This is a genomic window from Pseudomonas leptonychotis (assembly GCF_004920405.1).
In the GTDB taxonomy this organism is placed as follows: Bacteria; Pseudomonadota; Gammaproteobacteria; order Pseudomonadales; family Pseudomonadaceae; genus Aquipseudomonas; species Aquipseudomonas leptonychotis.
In genome coordinates this window covers 223342-244407 of the sequence record NZ_RFLV01000001.1, presented here as the reverse complement: position 1 = coordinate 244407, position 21066 = coordinate 223342, and the positions used below count along the sequence as shown (strand labels likewise).

The 21066-nt window shown below is 58.8% G+C and carries 21 protein-coding genes; 8 read left to right on the top strand and 13 right to left on the bottom strand.

Going from position 1 to position 21066, the window contains the following annotated elements; genetic code table 11:
- Positions 1–5: 5 nt before the first annotated feature.
- Positions 6–377, top strand: a complete 372-nt coding sequence (locus tag D8779_RS01100) for a diacylglycerol kinase (RefSeq protein ID WP_205895802.1) — start codon at positions 6–8, stop codon at positions 375–377.
- 10 nt (positions 378–387) lie between these two features.
- Here D8779_RS01100 and D8779_RS01095 read toward each other — a convergent pair whose 3' ends face one another.
- Complete coding sequence (locus tag D8779_RS01095) at positions 388–1314, bottom strand: LysR family transcriptional regulator (RefSeq protein WP_136662631.1); 927 nt, start codon at positions 1312–1314, stop codon at positions 388–390.
- A 122-nt stretch (positions 1315–1436) separates the two neighbouring features.
- On the opposite strand from D8779_RS01095, the gene fpr reads away from it, so the two are divergent.
- Positions 1437–2216, top strand: a complete 780-nt coding sequence (gene fpr, locus D8779_RS01090) for a ferredoxin-NADP reductase (RefSeq protein ID WP_136662630.1) — start codon at positions 1437–1439, stop codon at positions 2214–2216.
- Positions 2217–2265: 49 nt separating this feature from the next.
- Here the strand turns inward: fpr and D8779_RS01085 are convergent, their stop codons facing one another.
- The 11 genes from D8779_RS01085 to D8779_RS01035 all read right to left on the bottom strand — a co-directional run bounded on the left by D8779_RS01085 (position 2266) and on the right by D8779_RS01035 (position 12259).
- Positions 2266–3600, bottom strand: coding sequence for a GGDEF domain-containing protein (locus D8779_RS01085; protein WP_136662629.1), 1335 nt, complete (start codon positions 3598–3600; stop codon positions 2266–2268).
- Positions 3601–3776: 176 nt separating this feature from the next.
- Positions 3777–4190 (bottom strand): VOC family protein, encoded by a 414-nt coding sequence (locus D8779_RS01080; RefSeq protein ID WP_136662628.1) that lies wholly within the window; start codon positions 4188–4190, stop codon positions 3777–3779.
- Positions 4191–4306: 116 nt separating this feature from the next.
- Positions 4307–5002, bottom strand: coding sequence for a tRNA (N6-threonylcarbamoyladenosine(37)-N6)-methyltransferase TrmO (gene tsaA, locus D8779_RS01075; protein ID WP_136662627.1), 696 nt, complete (start codon positions 5000–5002; stop codon positions 4307–4309).
- Positions 5003–5049: 47 nt separating this feature from the next.
- Entirely contained in the window at positions 5050–5820 is a 771-nt protein-coding gene (locus tag D8779_RS01070; RefSeq protein ID WP_136662626.1) for an SDR family oxidoreductase, read from the bottom strand.
- 110 nt (positions 5821–5930) lie between these two features.
- The gene (locus D8779_RS01065; RefSeq protein ID WP_136662625.1) at positions 5931–6395 is read right to left on the bottom strand and encodes a YehS family protein; all 465 of its coding nucleotides are present in this window, start codon (positions 6393–6395) and stop codon (positions 5931–5933) included.
- A 50-nt stretch (positions 6396–6445) separates the two neighbouring features.
- Positions 6446–7156 (bottom strand): rRNA pseudouridine synthase, encoded by a 711-nt coding sequence (locus D8779_RS01060; RefSeq protein WP_136662624.1) that lies wholly within the window; start codon positions 7154–7156, stop codon positions 6446–6448.
- 219 nt (positions 7157–7375) lie between these two features.
- Positions 7376–8077: an ABC transporter ATP-binding protein gene (locus D8779_RS01055; RefSeq protein ID WP_136662623.1), complete on the bottom strand. Its 702-nt coding sequence runs from the start codon at positions 8075–8077 to the stop codon at positions 7376–7378.
- Positions 8077–8844 (bottom strand): high-affinity branched-chain amino acid ABC transporter ATP-binding protein LivG, encoded by a 768-nt coding sequence (gene livG / locus D8779_RS01050; protein WP_136662622.1) that lies wholly within the window; start codon positions 8842–8844, stop codon positions 8077–8079. Before livG ends, D8779_RS01055 begins: the two co-directional genes overlap by 1 nt.
- A complete protein-coding gene (locus tag D8779_RS01045; RefSeq protein WP_136664396.1) occupies positions 8841–10097 on the bottom strand; it encodes a high-affinity branched-chain amino acid ABC transporter permease LivM in 1257 nt (418 codons plus the stop codon). Before D8779_RS01045 ends, livG begins: the two co-directional genes overlap by 4 nt.
- Positions 10097–11020, bottom strand: a complete 924-nt coding sequence (gene livH / locus D8779_RS01040; RefSeq protein ID WP_136662621.1) for a high-affinity branched-chain amino acid ABC transporter permease LivH — start codon at positions 11018–11020, stop codon at positions 10097–10099. Before livH ends, D8779_RS01045 begins: the two co-directional genes overlap by 1 nt.
- Before the next feature lie 117 nt (positions 11021–11137).
- Positions 11138–12259, bottom strand: a complete 1122-nt coding sequence (locus D8779_RS01035) for a branched-chain amino acid ABC transporter substrate-binding protein (RefSeq protein WP_136662620.1) — start codon at positions 12257–12259, stop codon at positions 11138–11140.
- A 308-nt stretch (positions 12260–12567) separates the two neighbouring features.
- Here D8779_RS01035 and D8779_RS01030 point away from each other — a divergent pair, with 308 nt between their 5' ends.
- From D8779_RS01030 to D8779_RS01015, 4 genes are all read left to right on the top strand, one after another.
- Positions 12568–12885 (top strand): DUF2288 domain-containing protein, encoded by a 318-nt coding sequence (locus tag D8779_RS01030; RefSeq protein ID WP_136662619.1) that lies wholly within the window; start codon positions 12568–12570, stop codon positions 12883–12885.
- Between the two features lie 75 nt (positions 12886–12960).
- Complete coding sequence (locus tag D8779_RS01025; RefSeq protein WP_136662618.1) at positions 12961–13329, top strand: DUF5064 family protein; 369 nt, start codon at positions 12961–12963, stop codon at positions 13327–13329.
- A gap of 86 nt (positions 13330–13415) precedes the next feature.
- On the top strand, positions 13416–14321 hold the full coding sequence (locus D8779_RS01020) for an NAD(P)-dependent oxidoreductase (protein WP_136662617.1): 906 nt from the start codon (positions 13416–13418) through the stop codon (positions 14319–14321).
- Entirely contained in the window at positions 14318–15100 is a 783-nt protein-coding gene (locus tag D8779_RS01015; RefSeq protein WP_136662616.1) for a hydroxypyruvate isomerase family protein, read from the top strand. Before D8779_RS01020 ends, D8779_RS01015 begins: the two co-directional genes overlap by 4 nt.
- Before the next feature lie 46 nt (positions 15101–15146).
- Here the strand turns inward: D8779_RS01015 and D8779_RS01010 are convergent, their stop codons facing one another.
- Positions 15147–17345 (bottom strand): hypothetical protein, encoded by a 2199-nt coding sequence (locus D8779_RS01010; RefSeq protein WP_136662615.1) that lies wholly within the window; start codon positions 17343–17345, stop codon positions 15147–15149.
- A gap of 309 nt (positions 17346–17654) precedes the next feature.
- Between D8779_RS01010 and D8779_RS01005 the strand changes: the two genes are divergently transcribed.
- The gene (locus D8779_RS01005; protein WP_136662614.1) at positions 17655–18983 is read left to right on the top strand and encodes a spinster family MFS transporter; all 1329 of its coding nucleotides are present in this window, start codon (positions 17655–17657) and stop codon (positions 18981–18983) included.
- A gap of 109 nt (positions 18984–19092) precedes the next feature.
- On the top strand, positions 19093–21051 hold the full coding sequence (locus tag D8779_RS01000; protein ID WP_136662613.1) for an HD family phosphohydrolase: 1959 nt from the start codon (positions 19093–19095) through the stop codon (positions 21049–21051).
- Positions 21052–21066: the final 15 nt, after the last annotated feature.

Here is a 21066-nt window from a genome sequence, read left to right as displayed (position 1 = left end):
TGGTCGTGATGATGTCGCCATTCAAAGGCCAAACAGGCTTTAAACGTGTTCTCAATGCCACCGGCTATTCGCTGGCTGGTTTGCATGCGGCCTTTACCGGTGAGGCAGCCTTTCGCCAGCTGCTGTTGGTCAACCTGGTGCTTGTGCCCTTGGCCTTCTTCCTGGATGTCAGCCGTGTCGAGCGCGCGATGATGGTCGCGGTCTGTGTGCTGGCGCTGATCGTCGAGTTGCTCAACTCAGCGGTGGAGGCGGCGATTGACCGTATTTCCTTGGAGTTGCATCCGCTGTCAAAAAACGCCAAAGATATGGGCAGCGCTGCTCAGTTCACTGCGCTCTGCCTGATCGGCCTGGTGTGGGCAATTATTCTGCTGGGGTAATGCAACGTTCTCAGGCGATGGCAGGCAGGACTATTTGATCGCTGCGCGTCACGCCGGCGGTCAGCGCGCGGCACAGCTCGATAAATTCACGCATGGCGGCGGTCTGATACTTCTGTTTGTGCCAAATAAAGTAGAACTGTCGGCGCAGGTCCAGTTGTGGCGTCTCCAAGGCGACCAAGCTGCCGCGGCGAAACGCATCGCGCAGCGCCAAACGGGAAATGCAGCCAATGCCGAGACCTGACTCCACTGCACGCTTGATGGCTTCGGTGTGCTCCAGCTCAAGGCGGATATTCAAGCTGCCGGGGTGGTGACGCATCGCCTGGTCAAAGGTCAGACGAGTGCCGGAGCCTTGCTCTCTTAAGATCCACGCCTCGCGTGCCAGCTCTTCCAGGCTCGCCTCACCGCGCTGCGCCAGCGCATGCTGCGGCGCGCAAAACACCACTAACTCATCTTCGACCCAAGGCTGTACCTCGATATCTGGGTGCTGGCAGTCGCCTTCGATCATGCCCATGTCCAGCTCATAGTGGGCGATTTGCTGCACCACATAGGCGGTGTTATGCACCTGCAGTTTGACCCGGCACTCCGGGTGACGCTGCATAAAACTGCCGATCAACAGGGTGGCCAGGTAGTTGCCCACGGTCAGTGTGGCGCCGACATTCAGTGAGCCATAGCCGCTCTTGCCGCCCAGCAGGCGTTCGATTTCTTTGGCCTGGTCGAGCAGGGCGACGGCCTGAGGCAAGAGTTGCAGGCCGAGTGCGTTGAGGCACAGGCGTTTGCCGGCGCGGTCGAACAGCTGGCAATCGGACTGGCGCTCCAGTTCACTCAACGAGGTGCTGGTAGCCGATTGTGATAAGGCCAAGGATTCAGCAGCGCGCGACACGCTTTCCTGCTGAGCGACGGCGACGAAGACTTGCAGTTGTCTGAGGGTAAATCGCATATCTATATAACCGATAACCTATATCTTGATAATCAAGTTAACAGATATTGTGCCGATCATTACACTAGCTCGCAATTGCGCTCAGGCGCGCTGATGACATTACCCTCTGCGGAGCCCCGAGCATGAGCAACCTTAACGCCGAGCGCATTCTGAGCGTTCACCATTGGAACGATACGTTGTTCAGCTTTAAGTGCACCCGTGACCCAGGATTGCGCTTTGAGAATGGCCAGTTTGTGATGATCGGCCTGCAGCAGGATACGGGGCGTCCGCTGATGCGCGCCTATTCAATCGCCAGCCCTAACTGGGAAGAGCACCTGGAGTTTTTCAGCATTAAGGTGCCTGATGGTCCGCTGACCTCGCAGCTGCAACACCTTAAAGAAGGCGACGAGATCATCATCAGCAAGAAGCCCACCGGCACCTTGGTGCTGGATGACCTAAAGCCCGGAAAACACCTGTATCTGCTCAGCACGGGCACCGGCTTGGCTCCTTTTATGAGCGTGATTCAAGACCCGGAAACCTACGAGCGCTTCGAAAAGGTGATTCTGGTTCACGGCGTACGCTATGTGAACGAAGTGGCTTACCGCGAGCTCATCACCGAGCATCTGCCGCGTAATGAATTCTTCGGTGATGCATTGAAGGGCAAGTTGATTTACTACCCGACGGTGACCCGTGAGCCGTTCGAGAATCAAGGCCGTCTGACCGACCTGATGCGCAGCGGCAAGCTGTTCCAGGACATCGGCCTGCCACCGATCAACCCGCAGGATGATCGTGCGATGATCTGCGGCAGCCCAAGCATGCTCGATGAAACCAGTGAAGTGCTCAACGAGTTCGGCCTGCAGGTTTCGGCCCGTATGCGCGAGCCGGGTGACTACCTGATTGAGCGTGCCTTCGTCGAGAAGTAAGCGCTACGTCAATAAAAAGCCCGCCAATTGGCGGGCTTTTTCATATGCCTTACTCAGGCTCCAGAGCGCTATGCGCACGGTTTCCGCCTTTCTGCTTGGCCCGGTACATGGCGTTGTCGGCATGTTGCAGCAGCTGTTGTTCATCTTGAGCATGCTGCGGATACAGGGCGATACCGATGCTCGGGTAGATGGTCTGGCTCTGTCCATCGAGATCGAAGGGCTGGTTAAGGCAATGGCGGATTTTTTCGGCCACTGCGCTGGCGTGATCGGCCGAGTGGAAATCCTCCAACAGTACGACGAATTCATCACCGGCAAAGCGGGCCACCGTATCGGCCTCGCGCAGACATAGCTGGATTCGTTGGGCGACGCCTTGTAGCAGTAAATCACCGGCGGCATGGCCAAGGCTGTCGTTGACCTGCTTGAATTTGTCCAGGTCGAGGAACAGCAACGCCACTTGCGACTGCTCACGGCGCGCACGGGCCAGGGCCGTGTGCAGTCGATCGCGCAACAGCTCGCGGTTGGGCAATTGCGTGAGCTGGTCGTACTGCGCCATAAACTGTAAGCGGCTGAGCATCTGTTGACGCTCGATGGCCGTAGCCACCTGAGTTGAGACAAATTGCAGCAACTCCTGATCGCGCTCGCCGTAACGCGCCGATGCACTGCTTTGCATTACCAGCGCCCCAATGACGCCACGATGTGAATGTAGTGGCACACCCAGCCAGCTGTGCGTGGTGGTCATCTGCGTTTGGCTATCATCGCAGAGCAGCAGGGTTTTACCGCTGCGAACCACTTGCGCGCTCAGGGTGGCGGCATTTACGTGCGCATGGGTGACAGGTATCGGCGGTTGCTCAGCCGGGTAGGGATAACTCAGCTCGTCGCTCTGTTCATCGTACAGTGCCACTGAAAAATTGAGGGTCGGCAGTAACTCGCCAATGACCTGATGCACTTGCTGAAACAATCCCAGCAGGTTCTTTGCCGAGTGGGCCGCTTCGGAAATGTCATACAGGGCCGTTTGTAGGGCTTCGCTGCGCTTGCGCTCGCTAATGTCATGGGCCACGGCGATGCGCACCTGATCGTCCTCTGACCAGCGTGCGGACCAGAGAATGTGCACCGTGCTGCCATCCTTGCGTAGGTAGCGGTTCTCGAAGTGTGGTTTGTTCACGCCGGCCATTACCTCTGCGGCGGCCTGGAGGGTTTTACCGCGGTCTTCGGGGTGGACCATTTCGATCATGGCCTTGCCAATCATTTCGTCTGCGCGATAGCCGAAAATACGTTGGCAGGCCGCACTGACAAAAACGAAGCGCCCGCGTGTATCCACAACGCATATAGCGTCGAGTAGCAAGTCGACAAGGTTCTCGGTCGGCGCGTAGGTACTGGCTTTCATACACTCACAATACGATTACTGATAATAGCGATGCGCAAAAAGAATACTGGCTACTTGGCAGCATAGTCTTTGGCACCACCTTACCTGCAAGCCAGTAAACAGTGAATGCCTGTTTAGCCTGATGTGGTGCGGCTCCTTGCTGTCCGGGCTGTGTGCCGTGCAGCGGTGGCTTGTCGTTACATGGTTGAGCTAAAGCTCTGCCCGGAAACCGCTGGATGATAAATGGGCTGTACCTTATTGCCCGCGGGGTCGAGCAGGTGAAAGCTGTGCGCACCGTCGCCGTGAGCGAAAGGCCGGTCGAGCAAGGTCACGCCTTGTTCCTTGAGGTAGTGATACCAGGCGTGCAGTTCATCGATGCTGTCGACGATAAAACCGTAGTGGTCCACCGCCTGTTCACCGCTGCTGGGCACGAAGGCGCGGCCTAGGGAAAGGTTATCGTTGCCGCAGGTCAGGTAAACCAGATCCTCATTGGCGCGGTGTAGCACCTGCATGCCGAGAATATCCACGTAGAAGCGTTCGCAGGCTTCCAGGTTGGGAACCAGCAGGGCTAAGTGGCGTAAACCATTGAGGCGGCGGGGGCGTTCAAGCATCAGTAGACTCCCTATTTTGTATACATTTACTGTGTAAATATAAGACAAAACAGGGTCGAGTGTGCGGCAATTTTTGGATGGTCGCCCGCACAGGCCAGCTTGGCTTGGAATAGTAGTCAGTCGGCCAGCAGCACATCCAGCACGCAGATGCTTCCCGGCTGCGGGTAATGCCAGTGCACATCGACATCCCAGAAACGTGCGCCATAACGGCGTTCTGGCGCTGGCTTTTGATAGGCCGGGCGCGGGTCCTGGGCCAGGCATTGTTCGATCAGCTCAACCAGCGGCTCAGTCAGGCGTTGGCTGTGACTGTTGGCCTGAATCAATGCGTCGTCCTGCCAGGTGACGCTGATCAGGGCTGGGGTGCTATCGGCGATGCGGTTGTAGGCATCCGGCAGGCTGTCGGCGTAAGGCACGTAGGGTTTGATATCCAGCACCGGGGTGCCGTCGAGCAGGTCGATACCAGACAGCCAGAGTTTGCCGGGCTCGACTTTATCCAGCTTGACCACTGACTGACCGATGCCGTTGGGCCGGTGGGTGGCGCGGGTGCTGAACACGCCGACTGACTGATTGCCGCCCAAGCGCGGTGGGCGCACTTTCAAGCGTGGTTTATCTTCCAGGGCTTGGTGAAACAGGAACAGCAGCCATACATGGCTGACCTGCTCCAGGCCTTGCACTGCCTCGCCGTTATCGAAAGGGGCGATCAACTCCAATACGCCACGCGCCGCGGGTGCCAGTTGCGGCTGGCGCGGGATGGCGAATTTCTCCTTGAAGCAGGAACGAACAAAACCAATAGGTGAGACGGAGTAAGGCATGGCGGCGTGATCTGATGATAAACGCCGCCATAGTACGCGACAGCCTGCTAGAGGTGAAAACCGCCGTCGATGGGGATAATTGTCCCCGTCATATAGGCCCCGGCGGTGCTGGCCAGGCTAATTGCCAGGGCAGCCATTTCCTCTTCGCGACCCCAGCGCTTCATCGGGATCAGCGCTGTGTCTTCGGCCATGGCAGCCTCATCGGAAGCGATATGCTGGGTCATCTTGCTCGGGAAGCGCCCTGGCGCGATCACGTTGACGTTGATGTGCTGGCTGACCAGTTCGCGGGCCAGCATGCGCGACAATTGGTGCAGGGCTGCCTTGCTCGGGCCATAGGCATAGGCGTCTTCGCCATGAGAGCTGATGCCCGCCACCGAGCCGATGTTGATCACCCGCGCTGGGTTGGCCGCACTGCCGGCCTTGCGCAGCAGCGGCAGTAATTGCTGGATGCAGCTGAACACCGAGGTCACGTTGAGCTGCATGACCTTCTCCCAGCCCTTGGCTGGGTAGCTTTCCAGCGGTGCGCCCCAGGTGGTGCCGGCGTTGTTGACCAAAATATCGAGTTGGCCAGTACGGCTGCTTAGCTCGGCGGCCAATACCTGTACGCCTTCTTCACTGGCCAGATTGGCGGCTAGGCCGTGGCAAATGCCAAACGCGGAGAGTTCGGCAGCCGTTTGCGCGCAAGCCTCGCCGTCGCGGGCGCAGACATAAACCGTTGCGCCGGCTTCAACAAAGGCTTTGGCGATCATCTTGCCGATGCCGCGTGTGCCGCCGGTGACCAGGGCAGTGCGATCTTGCAGATCAAAATAGGGGTGCATGGCAAATCCTCAGGGGATGAATGCCATCAGCCTAATCGTCTGTCTGCGATGCGACAGGCACTATTGCCCTTGGAAATACGCTGCCATGCGGGACGCATGGCGCAGATGAGCTATTCGCCGCGAACGCGCAGGGTCAAACCCTTGAGGAAGTTGCGCAGGAACTGATCACCACAAGTGCGGTAGTTGCTGTGGCCGAACTTGCGGAATAGAGCACTCATCTCCGGCTTGGAAACCGGGCAGTCGACGCTGTTCATCACTTCGTGCATGTCGTCTTCTTTCAGTTCGAAAGCCACACGCAGTTTTTTCAGCACCATGTTGTTGGTGATTGGCAGCTCGAACGGCTGAGCCGGGCGGCTGTCGTCCTTGCCGCGCTTGAAGTACACCAGGCCATCGAGGAAATGTGCCATCAGCTCGTCATCGCACGCGCTGAAGCCTTCTTCATCTTCCTTCTTCAGCAGCGGGATAAGATCGGCCACCGTCACCTGTTTACCGCTCAGCTGGATGATCTCGGCCATTTTTGCATCGCTGATGTCGAGGGTGTAGCGCAGGCTGCGCAGTACGTCGTTGTTAAGCATGGGTAGATCCTGAAGAGGGCGGTGGCCTAAGGGCAACCGCTGAAAAATGATTAGAAACGTTCTTTGTCGGCCAGATAACGCCATTGGCCGGCAGGGACCTTGGCCATGGGCACACCACCGATGCGCAGGCGCTTCATCCCTAGCACCTTGAGGTCGACGCTGTTGCACATGAATACGATCTGCCCGGGCAGTGGGTTCTTCAGGGCAATGCGCAGGCGGGTTTCGTTCTGCCAGCTGACCTTGCACGGCGGCAAGGTTACGCCGTTGAAGATCAGACCCTGAGCCAGGCGTTTGAGTTGGCTGGCACTCAAGGTGCCGATGACCTCAACCACATACTCCTGCTCCAGCTTGTTCAGGTCTTCCTTGAGCTTACGTTCGATGCGCCAGTCCTGAGTCAATACATGCAGGCCATCGGCCCCTGCTTGCAGCGGTGCGCAACTGACAAGGCGGGCGAAATGGCTTTTCAGCGGGCGGATGCCGGCGCCGTCTTCCGTCCAGTGGCTGGTCGCGCCGATGTTCTCGACGGCTCGGTCTGGGTAGTGCCCGGCCGGTATGTGGAGCAGCAGCGTGACGGGTTCGGTCGGCGTCAGCTGCGCATCTGGTAGCAATTCGACACGCTGTTCGGCGACCTTGAACTGTGGCTCTTCGACCACCACACCATCGACCGTCACCCAGCCACCTTCGATATACAGCTCGGCCTCGCGACGCGAGCAGCCGATCACTTCGATCAGGCGTTTGGACAGGCGGATGGGGTCAGTCATAAAAGCGGTCATCGGCAAAAAAAGGGCGACCATTGTAACTGGCCAGGGCGCCTGTGCACGGAACATCGGGCGAACGGCGGCGATAAATCGTTTGTGCGGTGCGGATTATTCCGCGGATAGTTTGTGGGAGAGGTTGCTTGCGCATCCAGCGGGACCATGAACTTTTCGCCCACCATTAAAAAACCGCTCCGAGGAGCGGTTTCATTTACCCAGGCCGTGTTAGCCGCCCAGATAGGCGTCGCGTACCTTCGGATCATTCAGCAGTTCGTGACCGCTGCCTTGCATCACGATCCGGCCGTTTTCCAGCACATAGCCACGGTCGGCCAGCTTGAGCGCCTGGTTGGCGTTCTGCTCGACCAGGAACACCGTTACACCTTCCTTGCGCAGCTGTTCGATGATGTCGAAGATCTGCTGGATGATGATTGGGGCCAGACCCAGCGACGGCTCGTCGAGCAGCAGCAGCTTGGGTTTGCTCATCAGTGCACGGCCGATGGCGAGCATCTGCTGCTCACCGCCGGACATGGTGCCGGCGCGTTGAGCAAAGCGCTCTTTCAGGCGCGGGAACAGGTGCAGCACCTTGTCCAGTTGCTCCTGGTTGTCGGCTTTGCTGCCGAAGAAACCGCCCATCACCAGGTTTTCTTCCACGGTCAGGCGGGAGAACACCCGGCGGCCTTCCGGCACCACGGCAATACTTTTGCGCATGATGCTCGGAGTGTCTTGGCCAATCAGCTCTTCACCTTGGTAGCGAATGCTGCCACTGCTGGCCTGTGGGTTGCCGCAGAGGGTCATCAACAGGGTCGACTTGCCAGCACCGTTGGCGCCGATCAGGGTGACGATCTCACCCTGACGAACTTCGACATTCACGTCATGCAGGGCTTGGATCTTGCCGTAGAAGGTGGAAACGTTCTCGAAATACAGCATCACGCTTCCCCCAGGTAGGCTTTGATCACGTCCGGGTTGGCGCGGATCTGCTCCGGCGTACCGTCCGCCAGGGGCGTGCCCTGGTTGATCACATAGATGTGGTCGGAAATGCTCATGACTAGCTTCATGTCGTGCTCAATCAGCAGCACGGTGACATTGTGCTCATCGCGCAACACGCGGATTAGTGCCTTGAGGTCGTCGGTCTCGCGTGGGTTAAGGCCGGCGGCTGGCTCGTCGAGCATCAGGATGCTCGGGCGGGTCATCATGCAGCGGGCGATTTCCAAGCGACGTTGCTGACCGTAAGCCAGGGTGCCGGCTGTACGGTTAGCGAACTCAGTCAGGTTGACCTGATCCAGCCAAAACGCCGCGAACTCCATAGCCTCGCGCTCGCTCTTGCGAAACGCCGGGGTCTTCAACAGTCCCGCCAGGTAGTTGGTGTTGAGGTGGCGATGTTGTGCCACCAGCAGGTTTTCCACCGCCGTCATGTCCTTGAACAAACGTACGTTCTGGAACGTCCTCACCACGCCTTTGCGGGCAATCTTATGACCGGGTAGGCCTTCGATCTGCTCGCCATTGAGGCGGATGCTACCGCTGGTGGGCTGATAGAAGCCGGTCAGGCAGTTGAATACGGTGGTTTTGCCGGCGCCATTCGGGCCGATCATCGACACCACTTGTTTTTCCGCAACCTGCAGGTTCACCCCGTTAACGGCCAGCAGGCCGCCGAAGCGCATGGACAGGCCGCTTACTTCCAGAATCGAGCGGCTCATCGCTTCAGCTCCAGGTGCGGACGTTGCATAGGCAGCAGGCCCTGCGGACGCCAGATCATCATCAATACCATCAGGGCGCCGAACATAAGCATGCGGTATTCGTTGAACTCACGCGCGAGCTCCGGCAGCAGGATCATCACGATAGCTGCCAGGATGATGCCCAGCTGCGAGCCCATACCGCCCAATACGACGATGGCGAGGATGATTGCCGACTCGATAAAGGTGAACGACTGCGGGCTGACCAGACCTTGGCGTGCGGCAAAGAAGCTGCCGGCAAAACCGGCGAAGCAGGCGCCGATGGTGAACGCCGAGAGCTTGATCGCGGTAGGGTTCATACCCAAGGCGCGGCAGGCAATCTCGTCTTCACGCAGGGCTTCCCAGGCGCGGCCGATCGGCATACGCAGCAGGCGGTTGATCACGAACAGGGTCAACAGCACCAGCAGCAGGGCGATCAGGTAGAGGAAGATCACCTTGTTGATGGAGTTGTAGGCCACCCCGAAGTACTCGTGAAAGGTCTGCATGCCTTCGGCAGCCTTACGTTCGAACGACAGGCCAAACAGCGTCGGCTTGGGGATCGAGCCAATGCCATTAGGGCCGCCGGTCAGCCAGGTCATGTTGTTCAGCAGGATGCGGATGATCTCGCCGAAACCCAGGGTGACGATGGCCAGGTAGTCGCCGCGCAGGCGCAGCACCGGGAAGCCCAGGATAAAGCCGAAGAACGCCGCCATCAGGCCGGCGATGGGCAAACAGATCCAGAAGCTCAGGCCGAAGTAGAAGGACAGCAGCGCGTAGCTGTAAGCCCCGACGGCGTAGAAGGCCACGTAACCGAGGTCGAGCAGGCCCGCCAGACCGACCACGATGTTCAGGCCCAGGCCGAGCATCACGTAGATCAGGATCAGTGTGGCGATATCCACCGCACCGCGCGAGCCGAAGAACGGCCAGGCCAGGGCAACGACGATCAGGCCAAGAACGATCCAGCGCTGGGTCGAGGGCAGGGTGAAGAACTCGCTGGCTTTGCCCGGCATGCTCGGCAGTTTGGGCGCGTGGCTCCAGGCGTCGCTCAGGTGATTACGAAACAGTTGCCAGAAGAACATGGCAATCGAGCAACCGAAGATCGTCCACAGCACCGCTGGGCTGGCGCCTTGCACTTCCAGTTTGATACCGACAGTAGTGAGCTTCAGGCCGATAACCGGGTAGGCCACGGCCAGCACCAACAGGGCGCTGAAGATTGCGGTTTTGAGGTTCTTGGTAATCATACTTTTTCAACCTCCGGACGGCCGAGGATGCCGGTCGGGCGGAACAACAGCACCAGTACCAGCAGGCTGAACGCCACCACGTCCTTGTATTGGTCGCCGAAGATATCAGCGCCGAAAGCTTCGGCTACGCCCAGTAGCAGGCCGCCTAGAACGGCTCCGGGAATACTGCCGATACCGCCGAGTACCGCTGCGGTGAAGGCCTTGATCCCGGCGAGAAAGCCCAGGTGCGGGTTGATCACGCCGTATTGCATGCCCAATAGCACCGCAGCTACCGCTGCCAGGGAGGCACCAATAACGAAGGTCAGGGCGATGATGTTGTTGGTGTTGATGCCCAGCAGGTTGGCCATCTTCAGGTCTTCGGCGCAGGCGCGGCAGGCGCGACCCAGGCGTGAACGGGAGATAAACAGGGTCAGGCCGACCATGACGAAGAAGGTGACGACGAAAATCAGCACCTGCATATAGGAAATCACCACGCCATTCATGGTGCTTTCACCGAACACAAAGTTACCCGGTAGCAGGTTGGGAATCGATTTGTCCTTGGAGTCCTGAGAGAGGAGTACCAGGTTTTGCAGGAAGATCGACATACCAATGGCGGAAATCAGCGGGATCAGACGGTTACCGCCGCGCAAAGGACGGTAGGCGACGCGTTCGATACTGTAGCCATAGGCACTGGCGACAATGATGCTGGCGGAGAAGGCCGCGATCATCACGATGGGTAAACTGTCCAGGCCGTACATGGCCAGGCCGGCGACCACGATGAAGGCTACATACGAGCCAATCATGTAGACCTCGCCATGGGCGAAGTTGATCATGCCGATAATGCCGTAAACCATGGTGTAGCCGATGGCAATCAAGGCATAGGTGCTGCCAACGGTCAGACCGTTAACCAGCTGTTGCAGGTAGTGATAAAGATCAGGCATTGCCTAACTCCTGGGTTGTCACGCAATGCAGCGCTTATGGCGCAGCGTGCAACCGGAATTCTTCTAATAAACAAAACCCACTGCCAGAGCAGTGGGTTTTGGGTTCAGGCGGGAAGCTTACTTGGCTTCAGTCTTGGTGCCGTCCTGGTGCCATTCGTAAACGACGAAGCTGAAGTCTTTCAGGTCGCCCTTCTCGTCGAAGGCCAGGTTGCCAGTTGGGGTGTCGAAGCTGTTGGCACGCAGAGCGGCGGCCACTTTAGCGGTGTCGGTATCGCCAGCTTTGGTGATGCCTTCGGCGATCACTTGTACTGCGGCGTAAGCCGGGAACACGAACGGACCGCTGGAGTCTTCATTTTTGGCTTTGAACGCTTCAACCAGTGCCTGGTTGCGTGGGTCCTGGTCGAACGACTTCGGCAGGGTTACCAGCAGGCCTTCGGAAGCCGGGCCAGCGATGGCCGAGATTTCCTTGTTGCCTACGCCTTCAGGGCCCATGAACTTGGCGCTCAAGCCTTTCTCAGCCGACTGACGCAGCAGCAGGCCCAGCTCTGGGTGGTAGCCGCCGTAGTAGATGAAATCCACACCGGCTTGCTTGAGCTTGGCGATCATCGCGGAGAAGTCTTTGTCGCCGGCATTGATGCCTTCGAACATAACGACTTTAGTGCCTTTGCTTTCCAGGGTCTGCTTGACCGCGGTAGCAATGCCTTCGCCGTACTGTTGCTTGTCGTGGATCACGGCAACCGCTTTCGGCTTGACGTGGTCAGCGATGAAGTTACCGGCGGTAGGGCCTTGCAGGCTGTCCAGGCCGATGGTGCGGAACACCAGCTCGTAGCCACGCGCGGTAATGTCCGGGCTGGTGGAGGCGGCGGTAACCATCAGGATGCCTTCATCTTCGTAGATGTCGGACGCTGGCTGAGTGGAGCTGGAGCAGAGGTGGCCAACCACGAATTTCACTTCGTCGTTGACGATCTTGTTGGCAACGGCAACCGCTTGCTTTGGATCGCAGGCATCGTCATACACCACGCCTTCAAGCATTGCGCCGTTTACGCCGCCAGCCTTGTTGATCTGCTCGATAGCCATTTTGGCACCGATGAACTGCATTTCACCGTATTGCGCGACGGCGCCGGTGACGGGGCCTGCCAGGCCAATTTTGATGGTGTCAGCCGCTACCGAGTAGCTGGCAACGCCAGCCATGGCCATGGCGGCAAACAGTTTGGAAATCTGCTTAGTAGCCTTGTTCATAGTGCTCCACTCTTATTGGTTTTGATTATTGTAGTTCTGGCGGCCAAAGCTGCAGAACCGGGTTGTTTCCCCGGTCATCCCCCCGGCAACTGTACCGGTGCAGTGTAGAGCGCGGCTTTGCGGCTTGAAAAGCGGCTTGCTGGGGGCAAAACCCTGGGGTGTCGCTTTAACGTAATAAACGTATAGAAAAACGGCGTGTCTTGCGCGTTGCTGACAACGTCGCGAACTGTTGCGCGAATTTGCCAGCTGGCTGGCTGCCGTTATCATGAGCGCCGATTCGTAATCCGCCACCCACGACAGGGCAATCCATGACTGAACAACCTAGCACCCTCTATGCCAAGCTGCTTGGTGAAACTGCAGCTATTACGTGGCAAGAGCTGCAACCGACCTTCGCCCGCGGCGCCTTGCTGTTGGTAGATGGTGCCCAGGACCTGATCGACGTGGCGCAGGCCGTAGCGCAGAACGACCAGGCCAAAGTCGCCGCCTGGCTGGCCGCAGGTACCTTGAGCCGGGTGGATGACAGCCGCGCCGAAGACCTACTAAAGCGCGATCCAGAGCTGTGGGCGGTGGTGGTGGCGCCCTGGGTGCTGGCGCAGGAACGCAGTCAGGGTGCGCCGCTGCACTGATCTGGCGCGTGCACCTCGAGCCATACTGAGTAACTATGCTGGCAGCACCATGAACTGATTGCAGGAGCTGCCAGCATGTTTGAACCCGGACATTTGCATCGCGCCAATACTTTGGCCGCGGCGGAAACGCCGCTGTTCAGCGTCGATCTCTATTATGAGGTGCGCAAAGATTCGGCCGAGGGCCCTATGTTGCACATGCGTATGCAGGGCCAGGTGGACGGCAAGGCGTTTGAAGAGGTCTTCGAGCTGCATCGCGACACCGCCTACAACTTCGCCAGCGTGGCCACGCGTCTGGCACACAAACATGGCCTGCCGACCAACAACAGCCTGATCATGCGCAGCCATGCCGAGTACGACCTGATGTTCGAGGACATTCGCCGCAAGCTCGACGTGCACAGCGGTGAGCCGGTCAACCTCGATCACCTGGAAAAAGACGGCCTCTAGGTCTGTAATTTGGCTGTTAATGGGGCGCGGCGGGCTCTAGCGCCGCTAGGTTAAGATAACGGCCATCACTAAGTCGGAGTCTGCCTATGTCCACCTCCCTCCCTGCTTTGGCGTTTGCTGGTATTGGCCTGATGGGGCTGCCCATGACCCAGCGCCTGCTGGCCGCCGGCTATCCGCTGAGCGTGTGGAACCGTTCCCTTGATAAGTGCGCACCACTGCAAGCGTTGGGTGCGACGGTCGTGGCCAATCCGGCGCAGCTCTGTGATCAAGCGGATATCGTCATGCTGTGCCTGGCCACTACCGAGGTGGTGCGCGAGATAGTGTTTGGCCCTGGCGGCATTGTGGAAACAGGCAAGCCAGGCCAGTTGCTAGTGGACTTCTCCAGCCTGGAGCCGGCGGCTACCCGCGCAATGGCCGCTGAGTTGCACGCTCGTTGTGGCATGCATTGGATCGATGCCCCGGTGTCCGGCGGCACACCAGGCGCGGCCAGCGGCACATTGGCGATCATGACCGGTGGTCGGGTTGAGGATATCGAGCGGGTACGGCCGATTCTTGCGCACTTGGGGCAACGCCTGACGCGCATGGGCGATGTCGGCGCGGGCCAGGTGACCAAGGTGTGCAATCAGATGATTGTCGCCTGTAACGCACTGGTGATCGCCGAAGTGGTGGCTTTGGCTGAACAGGCCGGAGTTGATGCCAGCCTGATCGCGCCAGCGCTGGCCGGCGGTTTCGCCGATTCCAAGCCGCTGCAGATTCTCGCGCCGCAGATGGCCGAGAGCCAGTTCGAGCCAGTCAAATGGCATGTGCGCACCCTGCTCAAGGACCTTGATACGGCGGTGAAACTGTCGCAACAGATCGGTTCGGCTACGCCGCTCAGTGGCTTGGCCGCGCAGTTGATGCGCCAGCACGGCAGCCAGGGCAATCTAGAACGTGACCCGGCAACCTTGGTGCAGCTGTACCGGAAGCCAGCGCATCAAGAGCCACAGCCATGAAGGTCGCGGCCAACCTGTCGCTGCTGTTTAGCGAGTTACCGCTGATCGAGCGCGTTGTGGCCGCCGCCGCTGCGGGCTTTGATGGTGTGGAAATCCAGTTTCCCTACGAGCTGCCGGCCATTCGCCTGAAAGAGGCGCTGGACGCTGCGGGTATGCCGCTGCGCCTGATCAACTTACCGGCCGGTGATTTGATGAGTGGCGGGGCCGGTTTGGCTGCAGTGCCTGCAAGGCAGGCCGAGTTTGATGCGGCGCTGCAGCAGGCGCTGAGCTACGCCGCCCTGGTCCGGCCGGCCAAGATCAATGTGCTGGCGGGGCGTTTGGCCGAGGGGCTGAGCCGCGAGCAGGCAATGGCCTGTTTGGTCGACAATCTGCACAAGAGCGCCGAAGCCTTTCAGTTATTGGGCATTGGCGTGGTGGTGGAGGCGATTAACCCGCTGGATATGCCGGGCTTTCTGATCAACACCCCGGAGCAGCTGGATGCGTTGCTCAAGGCCGTGTCTCACCCCAATTTAGCGGTGCAGTACGACTTCTACCATATGGCACGGCAAGGCTTGGATATCCAGGCGGGTATCGCTCTGCTGGCTGGGCGTATCGGCCATGTGCAGTTTGCCGATTACCCTGGGCGCGGTGCACCGGGCACTGGCGAGTTGCAGTTCGCAGCGCTGCTGGATGCTCTACGTGACAGTGGTTATCAGGGTTGGCTGGCGGCCGAGTATCGGCCGGGCGATCCAGGCACCCAAGCCAGCTTGGGCTGGCTGAGTAAGTGGCGAGCGACCTGAGGCGCCAACCTGCAACCCGACGGCTCGGGTTGCAGGTTGCACGGGCTTACTCGGGCTTGTCTTCGGTGTACTTGTTGAGTGAGATGACCCGTGTCTTGCCGATACGGTGGCGGTAGATCTCGCGCAAGTATTTGATGGACTTTTTCACACTGTCGCGGGACAGGCGGATGTCGTTGATCGAGACGAACTTGTCCTGATCGTGGATCAGCTCGCGGTACTTCTTCTCGTACATCGGTTTGATCGCGTACCAGTTGGTGTCGAGGATCTTCGCCGGGTTCTCATATTCGTTGAGCATGGCGTCGATACGTACCTCGTCGAATTCGTCAGCCATGATGAAGTCGAGAATGGCGTTGTCCAGGCTCTCGTCGAAGCGGTGCGGGTCGCGGGCGAAGCAGCGCTTGATAAAAGCCACGATCAGGGTCAGGAAGTCGTCCGACAGGCACGGGCTTTTGGCGATCAGGGTGGTCAGCGACAGGTTGGCGGAGGCACCAATCACCAGCGCATAACGCTTTAGCGTGGTGTTGGGGAACAGGCTGTTGAGGTGGGTCTTGAGCCGGTTCAGGTCCATATAGGACAGCTTGTAGTCTTTGGGCAGCGAGACGATCGACACCACCGATGAGCAGTTCTTGAAGAAGTGCAGGTCACTGAGTTTGGCGGCGTTGAAGTCAGACTTCTTGTATTCATCCAGCGCTTCACGGTAACGCTTGGACTCGATCGGCAGCAGGCTGATGCCCTCGATGGCCTGGGTCACCTTATTGAAGTGCGGCAGGTCAATGGAGCGGAAAAACAGGTCATCGATATTCAGCCGCGACGGCTCTTTGTCCAGCACGCGGAATTTATCCAGCGTCGCGGCGCTCTGCTCCGGCACTACGGATTCGGCATAGGCGACGGCCACTGGGCCGGCCAGGCTCATAAACAAGTCGTTGGCATCCAGGCGAATGGTTTCGCCAATATCGATGCCGGCGCGGCGGAAGTAGTTCTGGTCGTAGTCGGTGGTCACCGCCTGGGCGGTGAGGATGTTGAAGATCTGCTGCGAGATGTACTGGTTGGCGTGACGCTCCATGGCGTTGACGTCGATGTTCTGGATATTGCCGTCGTCGCTCTCTTCGGCGTAGCGCATGATGTCGTTGGAGATCAGCATCATCGCGTTCCACGGGCGGATGCGGCGCATCACGCTGGCTTCACTGTTCTCTTCATTGTCGAAGTTGTAGGAGAAGTCCCACTCTTCAGCCAGGTACTTGCACAGCAGGCGCCCGGCATTGATATGCAGCGCCTCAGACATCTCGCTGCGCTGGTCGGAGATGTTCGGCAGGATGCAGATGCCGCTGGTGAAAATCGGTTCGAAGACGAAGCTGTGGTCGCGGTTTTCCGGACTTTCGTCGAAGTTTTTGGTGTCGAAGGTCTTACTCATATACGCGAATTGCTGGGCCAGACCGAACTCGGAAGCCATGCCCGAACCGGTGCCGCCGCCGGCGCTGAAGATATAGAAGTACAGGCGCGACTGGTTGGCCTTAATCCCGCAGGAGTCGATCAGGTAACTGTGGATGAACTTCCAGTCGGCATTGGTGAAGCGTTGGGTGTCCTTATTGAGGATGATCTTGGCCAGATACTGGCCGAGGATCGGCGCGTTACCGGCACCCCCGGCATGCACCTCGGACAGGTCCATGATCTTCAGCTTGCTGTAGTCGCTTAAGAAACCGCTGGTTTCACCCTTGCGCGAGAAGCGGATGCGACCTTCGATGTCTTTGTCCAGGTCGCCAAGCATCACTAGCGGCTCAATCAGAAATACCGGCTTGCTGTCCTTACTGGGTGCACGTAGCAGGTTGCTGCGAATCCAGCGCGTCGGGCGGAAATCTTGCTCAGCGACGGACTTTTCTTCGTTGTTGAATTCACTCAGGTAGAACTGCCTGGCGTTGTAGACCAGAGAGGCGACATCCAGGGCGATGTTCGAGCCGCAGCGACCGAGGCCGATCAGGCAGACGGAGGGGAAATGCTGCACCCGCCGTTCGCTGTCGTCATCCTGCGGGGCTGGGGGGAACACCAGGCTGCGCAGACCGTCGAGGTTGTCGAGGATGCGATCAATATCGCGCTCAGTGAAATACATGTATTGCTCGCCACTGCCGTCTACTCGCATGGGGGGCGGCGGCGGTGCCAGTGGCTCGAGCGGTGCGAGCAAGGTATCAGCCAGGTCGGCCAGTGTGGCTTCGGTTACGGAGGAGGGCACAGCGTCTTTTTTTGTTTTCATTAGGAGACAGTCCGGCGGCTAACGAGGGGGTTGGGCAAATGGCCACATTGCGCACAACCAGCTTGTTTGTAGCATGAAAAAAGGAAAATCTCGCTGCTTTGCTCGGGTTTACCGAGGCATTTTCGGCATTTTTTTGCAGCGTTTTGTGGGTTGCGTGCTTGCCCGGACGGCCATTACCCGGCATACACATCACCAATAGTCACTGACAGCATAGACGCAAGGCTCTAGATTGCGCCTGCACGTGCTGGATACGGCGGCTGGCCCAAGGTCAGCGACCTGCTTCGATAACAACAATTAGAGATGGATTTCATGCAGCAGTCCCTCCAAGCGACGAATGCCTGGCGCATTTTGTTCCTGCTTTTTCTCGCCAACCTGTTCAACTTCTTTGACCGCACCATCCCGGCGATCATCATCGAACCGATCCGCATGGAATGGGACCTCAGCGACCTGCAGCTGGGCTTGATTGGCACCGCGTTCACCATCGTTTATGCGATTGCCGGCATTCCGCTGGGGCGCATGGCCGATACTGGGGCGCGGCGCAAGATCATGGGCTGGGGGTTGGCGGTGTGGAGCGGACTGACCGCGGTTAACGGGCTGGCCTGGAACTTCTGGAGTTTTCTGCTGATTCGCATGGGCGTTGGTATTGGTGAGGCCAGCTATGCGCCGGCCGCTAACTCACTGATTGGCGATCTATTCCCCGCACACAAACGCGCGCGCGCCATGGGCATCTTTATGCTCGGCCTGCCGATTGGTTTGCTGCTGGCGTTCTTCACCATCGGCGCGATGGTCAAGGCTTTCGATAGCTGGCGTGCGCCGTTCTTTATTGCGGCGATACCGGGGGTGATCCTGGCGCTGTTTATGTTCTTTATCAAAGAGCCCACACGTGGCGCCGCCGAACAGGTGAAGTCGCAAACCACGCCAATCGAGAAGCCGCTGCGTAAGGTCCTGGCGATTCGCACCTTCTGGTGGTTGGTGATGGCCGGTCTGGCGTTTAACTTCGCCACCTACGCCTGTAACTCGTTCATGGTGCCGATGTTGCAGCGTTACTTCCTTATGCCGCTGGAGCAGGCGGCGATGGCCACCGGGGTAATCGTTGGCTTGACTGGCTTGGTCGGCCTGACGCTGGGCGGTTGGGTGGCGGATAAAGTCCATCAGCGCTGGCAGACTGGCCGGCTGTTGTTTGCCGCGCTGAGTATGTTGATCGCTTCGGTTGCGACAGGTTGCGCCTTACTCGCTGGGCGGGTTGAAATTGCCGTGTTTGTTGCTCTATTCAGCGTTGGCTGGCTGTTTGCCTACAACTTCTACACCTGCGTTTACACCGCCATTCAAGATGTTATCGAGCCGCGTTTGCGCGCCACGGCCATGGCGTTGTTCTTTGCCGGCTTGTACCTGCTTGGCGGCGGCCTGGGGCCATTGGCGGTGGGCATGCTGTCAGATCACTATTCCCAGGCGGCGATGCTCGCTGCAGGGGCCAGTGAAATGAATGAAACCTTTAAAGCTGTCGGTCTGCATAACGCCATGCTGCTGATTCCCGTGGCGTTACTGTTGACTATGCTGGCGCTGTTACAGGCGTCGCGCTGCTTCGTAGCCGACGCCGTGAATATGCAGCAGGGGATGCAGTTACAGCCCGCCACCTAAGCCGTTTTGTCAGGCCATCCGGCATGCGCCGGACGGCCGGGCAACCGCCAGATCCTGTGCAATACTCAGTCGCACTGCTGTCACGCAACTGCGACTGAGGACAACCACCATGGGCACTTCCCGCCTTGTGCTGGGCCACAGCAATGCGCTTGACGAACACCCCTTGAGTAACGCCTTGGCTCAGTGTCAGCTGACCTTGCAGGCGCTTGACGCGCCGGACGAATTGTCAGATGACGTGGTGCTGGTGCTGCTTGACGAACGTCTCTTGGCGCTCAGGCCGTTGCTCGATTGGCTGGATTGTGGCGCGATTCTGGTGGGCTGCATGGACCAGCCCGGCGTCTTACCCTTACCACCACACGCCAGTGTCGAGGAACTGTCGGCGCTGCTGCGTTTTGCCGGCGAGCAGTACAGCCTGCGTTATCAGACCGAACAACTGGCTGCTGCCCTGGCGGGCAAACATGACGACCTGAGTAAGTTGGTGGATGTGGGCTTGGCGTTGTCGGCCGAGCGTGACCTCGACCGTTTGCTGGAGAAAATCCTGGTCGAGGGGCGGCGCTTGTCCAACAGTGACGCCGCCTCGCTGTTTCTGGTCAGTCGCCGCCCGGACGCGCCGCCACAGCTGATCTTTAAGCTGACGCAGAATGGCACGCTCAGCCAGAACAGCTTTCAGGACCAGCGCATGCCGTTGAGCAAAGCCTCGATTGCCGGTTACGTGGCGCTGACCAGTGCGGAGTTAAATATCGAAGATGTGTATGCGATTGCGGCTGATGCGCCGTACCGCTTCAACCGCTCCTTCGACCTGCAAATGGGCTACCGCACCCTGTCGATTCTGGCGATTCCCATGCTCAATCACCGTCATGAAGTGGTCGGCGTGCTGGAGTTTATCAACCGCCAGCGCAAGGGCAGTCACCCACTTGAGCCCGAACTGATCGCCTTTGACGAAGAGGTTGCCGTGTCGTTGCGCGCCCTGGCCAGCCAGGCGGCGGTAGCGATCGAGAACCGTCAGCTGCTGGATGACATCAGTCGGCTGTTCGACGGCTTCGTTCAGGCCTCGGTGTTCGCCATCGAACAACGCGATCCCACCACCAGTGGCCATTCCTTTCGGGTTGCCGAGCTGTGCCTGACTCTGGCCAATCAGTTACCCCATGCGCCGCATGCCCGGCTGCGTGAGCAGGCGTTGAGTAACGATGGCTTGCGCGAGTTGCGCTACGCCGCCTTGCTGCATGACTTTGGCAAGGTTGGGGTGCGTGAGCATGTGTTGGTCAAAGCCAAGAAGCTGTCTGAGCCAGTGCTGGAAAACCTGCGCTATCGCGTCGCCCTGGCTCAGGAGAACCTGCACAACCAGACCCTGCGCAAGATGCTGCATGCCTACCGTCATCAGGGTGGGTTGAGTGAGGAGCGGCGCCTGCAGCTGGAGGCCGAGCTGGCTTATGAATGCGCGCGACTGGAGCGCTACCTGAATAACATCATTCAGGCCAATGAGCCGAGCATGCTCAGTGAAGGCGATTTCCAACACTTGCAGGAAGTGCAGGGCGAGCTGGTCAAGGCGCCCGGTAATTGCTTGGTCAGCCTGCTCAGTGAAGGTGAGTTCAGTGCCCTGGCGGTACGCAAGGGCAGCCTGACCACGGCTGAGCGCGAAGAGATCGAGCGCCATGTGGTGCACACCCAGCAGTTTCTCAGCCTAATACCCTGGACGCCGGATCTACAGGGCGTACCGTACATCGCCGGCGCGCACCATGAAAAACTCGACGGCAGTGGTTATCCCAAGGGGCTTAGCGGCGATGCAATTCCCTGCGCTTCACGGATCATGACCATCTGCGATATTTATGATGCATTGACGGCAGCTGATCGTCCCTACAAGCCAGCGATGCCGCTGGAGCGCGCCTTGGATATCCTCAAGAGTGAGGCCCAGAGCGGATTACTCGATGCCGAGCTGGTGCAGCTGTTTATCGACAGTCGCAGCTTTCAAGTGACAGGCGTGCCGGGTTCGCACACCACATCACCCTTTAGTCATCACGTGTGTGATTACGAGCCGTCCTGTACCCGCGAACATCCGCACAGTCATTGAGGTGGTGGGGCTATT